We start from the raw sequence: 14,657 nt of genomic DNA on the forward strand, positions 1-14,657 counted from the left end.
GTTGAGCTTATTACCGCAGATGCAAGCTTTGAACACCGTTTATCAAAGGTCGTAACAACTGCATCTTCACACAGTTAAATTAGTGACTTCAAAATGAAATAATGCTCCCAGCAAAAATTAGGCTGGGAGCATTATTTCGTTACTCTGTTCATCAAAAATCATTGGTTTGATTCCATTGCATCACAAGCTCCTTCTCATTTACTGCTTCATCTTTTTGCAGTATTTGAATTGCAAAGCCTTGTGAAAGATAGAAATGAATAGCTGATTGATTTTTTTGATAGACTGTCAAAGTCAGTGTTTTATTGGTTTCTTTTATTTTTTTCATTAGTTGCGTACCGATTTTTTGTTGCCGATATTCCCTCTTTATAAAAATCCCTGCGATGAACTGATCAATCACCCCAGCAAAACCGACGATTTCTTGATCTATTTCTGCTAAGTAAATCACTGCCTCTGGCAAAGCTTTCCTAACAGATTCTATTTGACTCTCCCAATAAGTTGGTGAGATGAATCCATGAGAATCCAAATTAGCATGCAGCCAAATCGATAGAACAGTTTCCAGTTCTTCAGCAGACAATTCTGTTGTTGTACGAATCATTTTTTCTCTCCTTACTTAGTCATTGAGTTTAAACCAAAAACCATTTTTTTGAAGCTCTTTCACCAGTTTTCGCCCCTCAAAAAAGTACATCTTTTCTTGTTTTAATTTTCTGATACCAAAAGAAGCAGCGACTTTAGGATCATCAACTGACACGATTCGATAAGTCCCACCAGGCAATTGATCCAGCTTGACTTTCCCATAATGATCGCTTTGCACTGAAAACGGCACACCGTTTCTAGTAAGTGTTTTTTTCTTATGTTTCAAAATAAATGAGCCACCCTTTACTGGATTTCCTGCTGAATCACTTATAATAAATGAAAAATCAAGCACTTTTTTACTTAACCGATACTGATAAATCAGTCGACCAATAAACAGTAACAGTATGACTACAGCTATTATCGTTCCTGCAAGAATAAGCAACTGTCGCAAAGTTCTTTCCTGATTTCCTTTTTCTTCTTCGTTTTTTACCGATTCACTATAAGGAATCCGATGTCCCGTCACTAGCAAACGATGCGTGTTGATCATATACGGTGTACATGTAAGCAAGGTAACTAAGTCTTTTCCTTCTTCAATCGTTAGAACAGACGTGTCATCTGGTAGTACCACTTGTATATTCCCAACTTGATAAGCCAATTTCTCCCCCAAAACAGTCAAAATAAACGTATCTCCGTGTTCTAAACGATCTAACTCGGTAAATAATCGTCGATTGGGTAACCCACTGTGAGCAGAAATCACTGAATGCGTCGAATTTCCACCAAGTGGGAAAGAAGTTCCTTGTAAGACACCTGCTCCATTCTCAAGAATCATGCCGTTAAGCCGATCATAAAGTGAAATATTTATTTGGATTTTAGGTATATTGATACTTCCGATCAGCCATTCCTCTAATTGGCCGGATGTCGTGCTTTCATTTCTGTTCTGTTCATCGAAAGGATCAGCCCCAGGATTGAATCCTTGGTCAGTTAATCGTTGGTTTTGCTCCTCCATTTTCTTTCGCTGCGCTTCATTTTCGGCTGCGGTTCGTTTTTGTACTTGTTCCATTCGTTTTTGATCCATAAGACTATTTAAAGAATCCACATAAAATGGATACAAAGCGATTAGTAACCCTACGACGATACATATCAATAAAAATAAACGAAACAAAAGCCGACGAGACTGTTTTTGCTTTCTCTGCTTCACATGCGTCCTCCCTTGCAAGTTTTTTTGTTCTTTCTTTTATTATATGGGTTCAGGAAAAAAATAGAAAATGAAAGCCGATGAGATTGTGAAAAAGCTACTTTGTTTCGAGTATTAAGAAAATTTTGACTCAAAACAAGGAATGCGACATGGCTTTGCCACATCCTCTCTCCTTAGAAATTTCACTTATGTTTTTCTTGTAAAATTCATAAATATTTTCATGAATTTTCTAATTTCTTGCCTCCCTACCGCATAGGATATATGATGAATTTATCTAAAGTTTGCAAAGGAGTTCGACAATTGAAAAAATATGGCCCGTTTTTAGCAATTTTTTTCATTGCTTTGGCATTTCTCATGCCTCATTTATTCACACATAAACTAATTTTGGGTGCTGATGCCCCCTTCCATTACAATCGGTTCTACGATGCTGCGCAACAAATCAAACATGGGGATTTCCACTATTTTCCTTCCCTTTATGGATTCCAGCAAAGCGGTAGGATCGTTAATGCCGTTTACGGCCCATTTTTTGCTTATTTACAAGGATTGATCGTGTTGCTTGCAGGTAGTTGGTTTCACTATCAGATTCTTTCAAATTTTATTCTTTATCTTATTTCAGGATTTTCTATGCTGATCTTACTAAGATATGTCAATGTTCGGAACTGGGTAAGTGTACCAGTAGCCGTTTTATTCATGAGTACGTATTCTATTCAATATTGGTCTATCAATCAAGGATTCACTAGTTGGGGGACTTGTTTCTATCCTTTATGCATGATCCCTATTGTTGATTTCGTCCTTCATAAAAAGTTTCCTGTAATCAAAGTTGCGATCTCAGTTGGACTTATGACGCAGATTCATCTACTGTCTTCGATCATGTTAGCCTTGATGTATATTCCTTTTTATCTTTATTACTTTTTTAACCAGACTGAAAAAGGAAAAGCACTGCTTCAACTGATCAAGTCGGTCTTGCTTTATTTTGTCCTGACAGCAAATATTTGGGCAGGACTGGCTATTGTTTACAGCGGGAATAAGATTCTTCCTCCCTTTGTTAACAGAGAAATGAGTCAAAAGGCGATCGACCTGGATGGCAGTTATTGGCTTCATTATCCTAAAGCCTTTCCGATATTGATATTGTCAGGTTTTTTGCTTTTTATTTTCTTTCAACAAAAGAATACCTTGTTCCAAAAAATCGTGTTGTATACAAGTCTTGTTTTCTTTTTTCTTTCTACTAGCTTGATTCCATGGACGACATTGATCGAAAAAAATGTGCCTTTTATTAGCTTAATTCAGTTTCCATTTCGATTTTTCGTCCCATTTACGCTATTGCTTCTGCTTTACCTTGCCCTATCACTAAATCAATGGTCTGAGCAAAAGTGGTTCCGTCTTTTAGGTATATTGGGTATTCTTATTTTTTCTGCACAGACGATCCAAAACTTATACCAGCATCTAGAAAAGTGGGAGAATGAAACATTTGTCAGTCGACATACTTATCTATTCGATACACCGGAAGAAGCAAGGAAAACATTCTTCAGCAAAGATATGTCTACCAGCTTATTCGTTTTCCAAAAAACCACCCCTGACTATCTGCCAATCTATAAGGAGACAAAAGACAACAAATACGACCGATATAACGAAGAAATATTAGAAAACGAAACAACTTTCATAAAAACACATCCAGGCGGTCTTTTGACAATCAAGTGGAAAAATACTGGGGACAAAACGGTTCATATCCCTGTTATCGTTTATGATCGGACTGTACTACAGCAAAATGGAAAAACATTGACTGATTATGAATTAACGGATATCGGGACCCCAATCGTGAATCAGCAAAAAGGGATCAACGAGCTTACGCTTCATTATCGAACGCCGATCTATTTCTATTTCATTCTTTCTCTTACTTTGATTGGTTGGTTTACCTTGCTGTGCTTATTTATTTATCATAGATACAAGCATCTACATGCTTAGTCAAAACGGATGATACATCCAATCAAAAAAAACTCTCCGAACGGTAGGATCGATCGGAGAGTTTTATTTTGTTTAGTTTTTTGTGTCATATTTTTGTTCGTTCATCGTCCATCTATTTCGATTTCAGCCCCATAGTGATCACTGATGATTGGACTATCGATCCCGTCAAAAATCCGTTGATATTTTTTTACTTGTACTCCTTCAGGGACAAAAATGAAATCTATACGCAATTTTTCTGTATTTTGTTCCCAACCATCAATCTTCTTTTCCACAGTAGCAGCTTTGCCTTTTTCATTCGCGATAACATACGAATCTTGAAGAAGAAGACCACTTTCCTTTACTATATGATAACCTTCAGAATCTGCCAGATTATTGAAATCACCTAGGAAAAAAAGTGGTGCGCGAGTTTCAAAAAAGTAGTTTTCCAAGTTTTTCCACTCAAAATAAAAGCCGCTTTTTTTATCTGTCCACCAAGAAAAGTGGCAGCTAGAGACAAAAATATCTTGATCATCTATCTTTGTTTTCCCAATCAAGATCTTGCGCGTCCGATAATCTTCTTTCTTTTGAGATTCGGAGACGGTGAGGACCTGACTTTCCAATGGTCTTTTCGCAAGCAGCGCATTTCCTTCTTCATATTTATCATAACCGATGTGGCTCATTTCCCAACTCCAAAAATACTCTTTTCCTTGTTCTTTTAAAAGCTGGACTAAACAGTAGGCAAAATTATCTTTGCGGATAGGAACTTGATTCTCTACTGGACAGAACTTCATTAGTTTTGCAGGGTCTGCTTCTTCAGATTCCAGTAATTGGTTGATTTCTTGTAAAGCGATCACTTCATAATCTTCTAACAGGATCTTATCTGCTAATTCCTGTAATTTTTTCTCTGGTTCTGACTCAAGCCAGCTATGTGTGTTCAATGTCATGAATTTCATGGTTCTTCTCCTTCTCTTCATTTCGAAACAAAAGGGGTTGTGACAAAATTTTGTCACAACCTCCCCAGTAAACAGTGTTCAATCAGCTGACCTTCGGTATTAGCTCAAAAACGGCAAAATATGAGGAGCTATTTTTACGTTTGTTTCTCTAATACTCAGGTCAGGACGCTGATTTCACAACCTCCCTTTATATTTTAATGGAGCCGATCACTTTACCAGCTGCCACTGTCCCTAATTGCTTGATCACTACTTCTTCCACTTTATCATTCGTAAATACGATCATGATCGTTGGATCTTTTTCTTCGTTTTGGATCACTTCAAGATTCATTTCAGCTAATTTCGTTCCTGTTCCTACTTCTTGTCCTTCTTTGACAGCAATCTCAAAAGCTGACTGATTCATTTGGACTGTATCAATCCCCATATGGATCAAAACTTCGACGCCCTCTTTCGTTTCTAGCCCAATTGCATGTTTGCTAGGGAAAATACTTGTCACTTTTCCAGCGATCGGCGCAACAACTTCTCTTGACGTTGGGATAACAGCAAAGCCATCACCCATCATTTTTTGTGAGAATACTGGATCTTTTACTTCAGCTAAAGGAATCACTTCCCCAGAAGCTGCGGAAACTAGTTCTTGTTCTATGCCTAAGTATTTCTTGCTATCTGCTTGTCCATTTCCTGTAGAAACCATTTGCGGCTCTGGAATCTCTGCTCCTGATTGCAGCAGATCTTCGATATCTGATTTCAAGACATCTGCTTTTGGTCCATAAACTGCTTGGACTCCATTGTCTTTGACGATCAGTCCCATTGCTCCTGCTCGTTTCCAGGCTTCTTCAGTCCCAACTTTTTCCCGATCGTTTACACTTACACGTAAACGAGTCATACAGGCATCGACATCTTTGATATTTTCTTTTCCGCCCAACAAATGGATGATCTGCACCACTTGCTGGTCTGCAGTTCCTGTTCCACTGTTAGATACAGTGGTTTCTTCACTGTCATTGTCATAATTTCCGTTACGCCCAGGTGTAGCAAAGTTGAATTTTTTGATCAAGAAATTTGCTAAGAAATACGTAACAACACCAAAAACGATCACACATAACACGAAGTTGATAAGATCTGCACCTAGACCCGCTTTGATAGCTAATGGTGTCCGCGTCAGCAATTCGATATTTCCAAATGAATGGACCCGCAATGGTAAAATGTCTGCCATCGCAAATGCCGCTCCCTGAATGACTGAATAAATGGCATATAATGGTACAGCCGCAAACATGAACATGAACTCCAATGGTTCTGTTACACCTGTTAGAAAGACAGCTAACGCTGCTGAAAAATACATTGATTTATATCTTGCTTTCTTATCAGGATCGACATTACGGTACATCGCAAATGCCATCCCCATCAAAATACCCGAAGAACCAATCATTTGTCCTACTTTGAAACGAGCAGGTGTCCAGTTATGCAACACAAATTCATATTGCGACATATCCCCTGCACCTCTAAGATTCACTAAATCAGTGGCCCAAGCTAACCATAACGGATCTTGTCCAAAAACTTGTGTTCCTGCCTGTGCGCCTGATAAAATCTCGTACGATCCGCCAAGCTGTGTATAGTTTATAGGAATCGTCAGCATATGATGCAATCCGAACGGTAATAGCAAACGTTCCAATGTACCAAATAAAAACGGTGCTAGAATCGGTGCGCTTTCCTGTGATTCTGCAATCCATAAACCAAAATTATTGATTCCGGCCTGTACGTTTGGCCACACAACAGCAAGAATCAATGCCACAATCGTTGACCATAAGATAACGACAAACGGAACAAAGCGCTTTCCATTGAAGAAAGACAAAGCATCCGGTAATTTTCTATAATTATAGTACTTATTATAAGCCATTGCCCCGACAAAACCAGCGATGATCCCTACAAATACACCCATATTCAAAGCTGGTGCTTCCAATACACTTGTAAAGAACCCTTTAACCATGATCTTCGTACCGAAAAGAGTGTGAGTAAACGCATCTTCATTCGCAAGCATATCGCTTGTGACCCCAAAGATGGCCCCAGTGATCCGATTGATCAAAATAAATGAGATCCCAGCAGCAAATGCCCCACCTGCCCGTTCTTTTGCCCAACTTCCTCCTATTGCTAAAGCAAATAAAATATGAAGATTCCCAATAATTGCCCAACCAATATTTTCTATTACTCCGCCCGTTGTAACAAGCGGCGTCCACTCAGGATTGATCAAAGGAATTGATTTCCCTATACTGATCATCAATCCAGCTGCTGGCATCACTGCCACCACAACCATTAAAGCCTTTCCAAATTTTTGCCAAAACTCAAAACTAAATATCTTTTTCATTCCGTTTAGCTCCTTTACGCAATCGGTTTCGTTAAATGTATTATAGCGTGCGTTTTCTTTTTTGTAAATGCTTTATTTTTTATTCTTCTGTCTATACCATTCTACAAAACCCATAATACATAAGTTTCCTTCTATAAATAGCTCGAAAAAATTTTATTTTTATGCTTTTTTCTATGAAATATTTCCTATTGTCTATTGACTTGCGCAATCGGTTGCGTTTATTATGAACGTATAAAACAGCTCATTAGGAGGAGAACAATGAAACAGATCAAACGACTATTTGCTATTGATCCATGGAAAATCAGCACGACCCAATTAGATAAAAAAAATCTTCGACTGCAAGAATCTTTGACAAGTATTGGAAACGGTTATATGGGGATGCGTGGGAACTTTGAAGAAACTTACTCAGGAGACCACCATCAAGGTACTTATTTGGCTGGTGTCTGGTATCCTGATAAGACACGTGTCGGCTGGTGGAAAAACGGTTATCCAGAGTACTTTGGAAAAGTAATCAATGCCTTGAACTTTATCGCAATAGATATTTCGATCAACGATCAGCTGATCGACTTGGCTTCTTTGGAACCAGAAGATTTTTATTGGGAACTAGATATGAAAAATGGTGTGCTATCTCGTACGTTCACAATCACTACTTCTACTAATAAAGTACGTATCTCCTTTGAACGTTTTTTAAGCATTGTCAAAAAAGAAGCAGCTTACATCCATTTGACTATAGAAATGCTTGAAGGTAATGGAACAGTCGACCTCGTATCGAAATTGGATGGAAATGTCCAAAACGAAGACAGCAACTATGATGAACATTTTTGGAATGAGATCGATCGTGGAACCATAGAAGAAATCGGCTATTTAACAACTAAAACTATTCCAAACAACTTCGGGATCGAACAATTCACTGTTACTGCAGCAATGCGTCATTTCGTTAACGGAAAAGCAGTCGTTCCTGACTATCACGAAGATACTTTAGCCTTACATGGTTGCCTGTCTGCTGAATTATCTCAAGGCGAGACATGGACAGTAGAGAAAGAAATCATCGTTCTTACTAGTCGAGATATCCCAGAAGCGCAGCAAGCAGAAAAAGCCGTCTCAGAATTAGCAAATCAGACAAACAATTATATCCAAGCAAAAGAAGAACAAACAGCGGCTTGGGCAGAACGATGGAAGCTTGCCGATGTGGTCATCGAAGGAGATGAAGAAGCACAGCAAGGTATTCGGTTCAATTTGTTCCAACTATTCTCTACTTACTACGGCGAAGATGAACGATTGAATATCGGACCCAAAGGATTCACAGGAGAAAAATACGGCGGTGCCACTTACTGGGATACAGAAGCGTATGCAGTCCCTCTTTATCTCGCTTTAGCCAAACCCGAAGTAACTAAGAATCTTCTGAAATACCGGCATAACCAACTGCCGCAAGCGATCCACAACGCTCAGCAGCAAGGATTGAAAGGCGCGCTTTATCCTATGGTCACCTTCACTGGCGTCGAATGTCATAACGAGTGGGAAATCACTTTCGAGGAGATCCACCGAAATGGTGCGATTGCCTATGCAATCTACAATTACACGAATTACACCGGTGATACAGAATATTTGAAAAATGAAGGTCTGGAAGTTTTAGCAGAAATCGCCCGCTTCTGGGCAGACCGTGTCCATTTTTCAAAACGAGCAAATAAATACATGATCCACGGAGTGACTGGACCAAATGAATATGAAAACAACATCAATAACAATTGGTATACAAATACGATCGCAGCTTGGGTCTTGCGTTACACGCGAGAAAATTATTTAACTTATCAAGAAGAAGCTGCTATCACTATCAGCGAAGAAGAACTAGCTAGATGGAAAGATATCGCAGAGAACATGTACTTCCCAGTGGACGAAGAATTAGGTATTTTTGTCCAGCATGACACATTCTTAGATAAAGATCTCATGCCTGTATCCGATATTCCCACAAGCGATCTTCCTCTGAACCAGCATTGGTCTTGGGACAAAATCCTTAGATCTTGCTTCATCAAGCAGGCAGACGTATTACAGGGAATTTATTTCTTCAACGATACTTTTACAAAAGAAGAAAAACAAAAAAACTTTGATTTCTATGAACCAATGACTGTCCATGAGTCTTCCCTTTCACCAAGTATCCATTCGATTTTAGCAGCAGAATTAGGAATGGAAAACAAAGCTGTAGAAATGTACCAACGAACAGCTCGCTTGGATCTGGATAATTACAATAACGACACAGAAGACGGCTTGCACATCACTTCCATGACTGGCAGCTGGTTGTCGATCGTCCAAGGATTCGCTCAAATGAAAACCGCCCATGATCAATTGAAATTCGCACCATTTCTGCCAAAAACCTGGAATGCTTATTCTTTCCATATCAATTATCGCGGACGTTTATTATTCATCTCAGTTACAGATGAACAAGTTACTTTCGAGTTATTAGAAGGTACGCCTCTGGAACTTTTCGTCTATGAACAGTCTTACACTTTAGAGGATCGCCTAGAAATAACGCTAAGAAAGGAGAAAGCAAATGTTTAAAGGGGTATTGTTCGATTTAGACGGCGTCATTACCGATACTGCCGAATTCCATTATCGTGCTTGGCAAAAGCTTGGTCAGGAAATCGGCATTACGATCGACCGCACATTCAACGAACAGCTAAAAGGCGTCAGCCGAGAAGACTCTCTCTCTTTGCTTTTAGCTTATGGCGGAAAAGAACACTCTTTTTCAAAGGTAGAATTCGCAGAATTAGCAAAAAGAAAAAATGATTATTATTTAGAGATGATCCAGACGATCGAACCAAAAGATGTCTTCCCTGGGGTCGTCCCTTTACTGGATTCTTTAAAAGAAGAAAAAATCAAGATCGCTCTTGCTTCTGCAAGTAAAAATGGGCCTTTCCTACTTGAAAAAATGGGTCTCACACCTTACTTTGACGCTATTGCCGACCCGGCAGAAGCAGCAAATGGAAAACCTGCGCCAGATATCTTCCTCCTTGCAGCAAAAGCTGTCGGACTAAAAGCAGAAGAATGTATCGGGATCGAAGACGCGCAAGCCGGTATCCAAGCCATCCTCTCAAGTGGTGCTCAACCAATTGGCGTGGGACGTGCTGAAGACCTTGGAGAGGAGATCCCGCTTGTCCCTGATACGACTTTTCTTACGATCGATTACTTGAAAGAAAAGTGGCATGACCATGGATAATCCAGAAATCTCCGTCGTACCAGTTCCAGAGACTGAAATAAAGAAAATCACGTTGAAGAACGACTATTTAGAAGTCGTTCTTCTCAACTATGGTGCCCGCCTGCATCAAATCTTCGCGCCAGACAAAGAAGGAAAATCAGAAAATATTTTATTGTCTTACGATCGTTTCGAAGATGTTCTAACAGATAAAAGCTTTTTTGGCGCAACTGTCGGACCTGTAGCTGGAAGGATCCGAGATGCTTCTTGGGGTGAGCATAGATTGGAAAAAAACTGCGGATCACACCATATCCACGGTGGCACGAAAGGCTGGTCTTTCCAATATTGGGAAGTAGAAGTTTTCAAAACTCCTTCATCAATAGGCGTGGTCTTTTACTTAAAAGATGAATTTTCTACCTATCCAGGACCAATCACTGCTACGATCACTTACCGTTTGACAAAAAACGAGTTAGAGATGACGACCTCTGCCAGTAGCCTGGTCGAAACCATCTGCAATCCGACCAATCATGCCTACTTCAACCTTTCAGGAAATGGAAAAAGAGATATCTATGACCATCAGTTAACGGTCTTCTTAGATGGTATACTTGAATTAGATCAAGAAAAACTACCTACTGGAAATTGGACGAAAAAAGAAGACCTGCCCATCGACTTTAGAAAATCTCCAACACTGCAAGAAATCCTTGCTTGTTATCCAGCTGGACTAGATGATGTATTTCTTTTGCATCATCCTAGGCTTTCCAGAACTTCCTTACAATTATTCGAGAAGCATTCTGGTCGTCAAATGACTATAGCAACTTCCAATAAAAGTATGGTATTATTTTCTACGACTGGATTTGAAGCTGATTTCTCTGTCAACGGAAAACAGATGCATTCAAACTACGGATTAGCAATCGAACCGCAAGAAATCCCTGATATCGTTCATTTCCCCAACTTTGGATCGATCAACCTCCATCCTGGTCAAGAACGGATCAGTCAGACGATTTATCGGTTCTCTGCACAATAACAAGAGAAAGGTGTTTTTATCATGGCTATTACCGTAAAAGATGTGGCGAAAAAAGCCGGTGTTGCTACCTCGACCGTCTCTCGTGTTATCAATGATCATCCTAGTATTTCCGAAGCAACAAAGAAGAAAGTCCGAAAAATCATGGATGAACTAGGTTATGTTCCTAACATGACTGCCCGCAATCTAGGAAAACGCATTTCCAGTGCCATCGGCGTGATCTTACCCCCTCTTGATTCAAAAGAGCGGATTGGGAATCCCTTTTATCTTGAGATCATGGAAGCAATCAACGAAGAAGCGCGGAATTATGATATGACGACAGCGATTGCTACTGCTAAAAATTTTGATTTACTGTTAGAGAACGTCCAGCGTATGCATCTACAAAAACAAGTAGATGGTTTTATTCTAGTGTATTCAGATAGTCAAGACCCTGTCATTGATTATTTATACCAAAACCATATCCCTTTCACTTTGATCGGACAGCCTTATCATCACGAAAACGAAATCGTTTATGTAGATAATGACAACCAACTTCTAGGCAAACAAGCAACAGAATTTTTGATTCAGAACGGACATAAGAATATCCTATTCGTGACGAATACGACTCATGAGAGTTTGTATTTCGAACGATATTTCGGTTATCAAAAAGCGATGATGATGGCTGATCTTCCTGCGTTTTCCAGTGTAGTACTGGAACATACAGAAGATTATCTGACCTTTGAGAAAACGTTGAAAGAAAACGAAGCCACAGCATTGGTAGTCATTGACGATATCTTCGCCCTTCGCACGATGCAGTTGGCACAAATGTATGGTTATGTCATTCCAGAGACACTTTCTGTCATCAGCTTCAACAACTCGATCTTCTCAACATTGACACATCCTTACCTTACAAGCATCGATATCGATATCTCCGAATTAGGACGTGTCGCTATGCAAAAACTGCGTGAACTGATTCATGAAGAATTAAGTAGCGGCGTACGTTTGGTCATCCCTCATCGCTTGATCAAAAGAGAGACAGTCGTTCCTTTAGAAAGCACGAAACTTAGTTAAATCACTGAATTTGCTGACCATTTATCCTATGGTCAGTTTTTTACATAAAATATGTTATTTCTATAATTTTGAAAAGAAAACATTAAATAACATTAATATTAAAATAAATAAATCTATTACTTCTTTTTCTTTATCAGTTACGCGAACGATTATGCATCCAAAACAAACGTTTATTTGACATAACTACTGTCTTCCATGAGAATACACGAAGGAAACACCAATAATATAAAAAACATTTTTTAAAATTGATTTTTTCTATTACGCCTTGTATTCTTTTGTTTTTTCAAGAATAATTAAATGTGTAAGCGAATACGAATGAACGGAGGTGCAAAAGACCCCCTTGTCGATCAGCCGCACGTGTTCTTGAAAGGAGAAAACATGAAAAAACTCACTCATTTGTTTTTTGTTGTGTTGACACTTCTGCCATTTGCTGCCACGCCTGTCCAAACGCACGCCCAAGAAACGTATACGATTAAAGCAGAACAACATGCGACGACCGAAGTTGTTCCTGAACTCCCGTCTATCTCTCGTATCCCTGTCACTACCCAAGAACCAGATCCGCACAATGCAGCATTGGTTCCTTTAACCGGTGGCGTCAGTTTCTCCTCTTTTCTCTCTCCTTTTTCTGCTGTTGGTGCTACATTAAGTTCTGCATTGGTTTCCCTCCCTGCTTCTGCTGCAGTAGTTTCTGCTATCCTAGGAGCAGGACTTGGTTATAGTTTTTACCAATTAGGTTCCTCCTTAGGCGTCGCCACTGCAGACTTACTCAAAACGAATGCGAGCTTGTATGAATTATCTTCCAATAATCCTGCCCTGCAACAAGAATTGGCCGCTTTTGCCACTTCGGGAATTGATTCTACTACTAGTACCTATAATTTCTCGCAAGGTCTGCAAAAAAGATACGCGCAAGACGTGACCAGTCATGCATTGATGCGGGAATATTTGACAGGAACAACGGATCATGGTGCTTATCGCTTTTCGATCAATGACCATCCGGCTTTTCGTAAACTGATCTCTTATGGTTCTCTTTCTACTGAAACGGCTCGGACTGGCGTAATCGGACGTGATGCCTCGGTAGCTGATCGAATGTTCATCGAAGATCAATTCTTCTTACTGGAAATGGTTCGTGTCATGGAAACTCGAGTCGGCAGTGATACAACATTACTGACGATCTCCGGTCACAATTATGGCCATCGGGGTAGCAACGGTTCCTTCGTCCATGAAGTCGAATTAAGTGTCCCGATGTCTGTCTTGATGAGCCAGATTGCGACTCAAGAAGACTTTCTGGAATATATCCAGCAAAACACCACTTTTGAATTTGGGGTGATCGAAACACCCTCAAGAGAAGTCGCTGTCCAGACGGCTCAGCAAATGGCGCAAGCCTATCATACACGCACTGCCGATATACAAAAGAACTTAGCGGAAGTCTTGGCACCGACTGAAAACGGATTAAGCTTCGATCCTTCTGGTATAATCGCTACCTTATACGGACAAACGGTTGTCCTTGATGCAACAGGAAAGTTCGTGTACGCTGACACTCGCGTAGCCGTTCCAGAATACCAGTGGGGGGCGATCGATTTTGCTTACAGTGAAGCAGCCATCCCAATAGATGACTCAATCACGATCGATGGGCGAAGAGGTGTATTAGATGAAGAGACTGGAGACATCGTAGAAGATGGTACAGGTAAAACATTAGTCGAAGGCGCAATGGGCGCTGCATGGAATGCGTTGAGTCTTGCCCGCGTCCTTGAAGCAATCAAAAACTTCAAAGGGGATGACGGTGATGACGATGAATTCGAATGGTATTCCCCTCTTGATTTGTACTATGACGAATGGTATGCAGACGGCGGGAAAGGACATACGATGGAACGGCATGTGGGACAGTCTGAGGATGCACTACGAGCACGATTGGAGGACATAACCTATTCCGCTGCCTTCCATACTACGGAACAAGCTTTGATATTTATCAACTGCGCGATCTATACTGCCAATAAAAAATACTTAGAGGGTACGATCAAATTACCTCTAGGTGATTGTTCTTTACAAGATGGTAATCGTGTAATCTATCGATCGTATAAATCAATCGCTCTTGGGAAAACATTAGGGTGGGGGTTTTATAGATTAAATCAGGATACTCATATTCAATACGACTCGATCTATTACGCCAAAGTGATTATTCAAAGAATGCCCAACATCGTATGGAAAAAACGAAAGTATTATATCCTAACCGCTTATCCTGACTTACGAAGAACTGTAAAAGAGGAGCCGCCAAGGGCGGCTCCTTCCTTTTCTAAAATTTTTGTTTATTTTTAAATCATCACTAAACTAGCATCAAAAACAGTGAATCGCTTTCTCTTTTCGTCATACACTGACCACACATAAGC

General features: G+C 39.9%; 10 protein-coding genes. 6 read left to right on the top strand and 4 right to left on the bottom strand.

Annotated elements, in window-relative coordinates; translation table 11 throughout:
* Positions 1–151 precede the first annotated feature (151 nt).
* Both HMPREF2988_RS00265 and HMPREF2988_RS00270 read right to left on the bottom strand, forming a co-directional pair.
* Entirely contained in the window at positions 152–595 is a 444-nt protein-coding gene (locus HMPREF2988_RS00265) for a GNAT family N-acetyltransferase (protein WP_070769769.1), read from the bottom strand.
* 15 nt (positions 596–610) lie between these two features.
* A complete protein-coding gene (locus HMPREF2988_RS00270) occupies positions 611–1,771 on the bottom strand; it encodes a class C sortase (RefSeq protein ID WP_002292615.1) in 1,161 nt (386 codons plus the stop codon).
* Positions 1,772–2,029: 258 nt separating this feature from the next.
* On the opposite strand from HMPREF2988_RS00270, the gene HMPREF2988_RS00275 reads away from it, so the two are divergent.
* Complete coding sequence (locus tag HMPREF2988_RS00275; protein WP_025477158.1) at positions 2,030–3,730, top strand: hypothetical protein; 1,701 nt, start codon at positions 2,030–2,032, stop codon at positions 3,728–3,730.
* Positions 3,731–3,831: 101 nt separating this feature from the next.
* On the opposite strand, the gene HMPREF2988_RS00280 is transcribed toward HMPREF2988_RS00275, so the two are convergent.
* Both HMPREF2988_RS00280 and HMPREF2988_RS00285 read right to left on the bottom strand, forming a co-directional pair.
* Complete coding sequence (locus HMPREF2988_RS00280) at positions 3,832–4,662, bottom strand: endonuclease/exonuclease/phosphatase family protein (protein ID WP_070769770.1); 831 nt, start codon at positions 4,660–4,662, stop codon at positions 3,832–3,834.
* A 187-nt stretch (positions 4,663–4,849) separates the two neighbouring features.
* Complete coding sequence (locus HMPREF2988_RS00285) at positions 4,850–7,015, bottom strand: PTS transporter subunit IIBC (protein WP_002292610.1); 2,166 nt, start codon at positions 7,013–7,015, stop codon at positions 4,850–4,852.
* Positions 7,016–7,273: 258 nt separating this feature from the next.
* Between HMPREF2988_RS00285 and HMPREF2988_RS00290 the strand changes: the two genes are divergently transcribed.
* From HMPREF2988_RS00290 to HMPREF2988_RS00310, 5 genes are all read left to right on the top strand, one after another.
* Complete coding sequence (locus HMPREF2988_RS00290) at positions 7,274–9,568, top strand: glycoside hydrolase family 65 protein (protein WP_070769771.1); 2,295 nt, start codon at positions 7,274–7,276, stop codon at positions 9,566–9,568.
* Positions 9,561–10,226, top strand: coding sequence for a beta-phosphoglucomutase (gene pgmB / locus HMPREF2988_RS00295; RefSeq protein WP_070769772.1), 666 nt, complete (start codon positions 9,561–9,563; stop codon positions 10,224–10,226). The genes HMPREF2988_RS00290 and pgmB overlap by 8 nt, the downstream gene beginning before the upstream one ends.
* Positions 10,219–11,226 (top strand): aldose epimerase family protein, encoded by a 1,008-nt coding sequence (locus HMPREF2988_RS00300; protein WP_070769773.1) that lies wholly within the window; start codon positions 10,219–10,221, stop codon positions 11,224–11,226. The genes pgmB and HMPREF2988_RS00300 overlap by 8 nt, the downstream gene beginning before the upstream one ends.
* Positions 11,227–11,247: 21 nt before the next feature.
* On the top strand, positions 11,248–12,273 hold the full coding sequence (locus HMPREF2988_RS00305) for a LacI family DNA-binding transcriptional regulator (RefSeq protein WP_010731896.1): 1,026 nt from the start codon (positions 11,248–11,250) through the stop codon (positions 12,271–12,273).
* Between the two features lie 315 nt (positions 12,274–12,588).
* Complete coding sequence (locus HMPREF2988_RS00310; RefSeq protein WP_070769774.1) at positions 12,589–14,586, top strand: RNase A-like domain-containing protein; 1,998 nt, start codon at positions 12,589–12,591, stop codon at positions 14,584–14,586.
* The last annotated feature ends 71 nt before the right edge of the window (positions 14,587–14,657 follow it).

It is taken from the genome of Enterococcus sp. HMSC061C05 (assembly GCF_001814765.1).
Lineage (GTDB): Bacteria > Bacillota > Bacilli > Lactobacillales > Enterococcaceae > Enterococcus_B > Enterococcus_B lactis.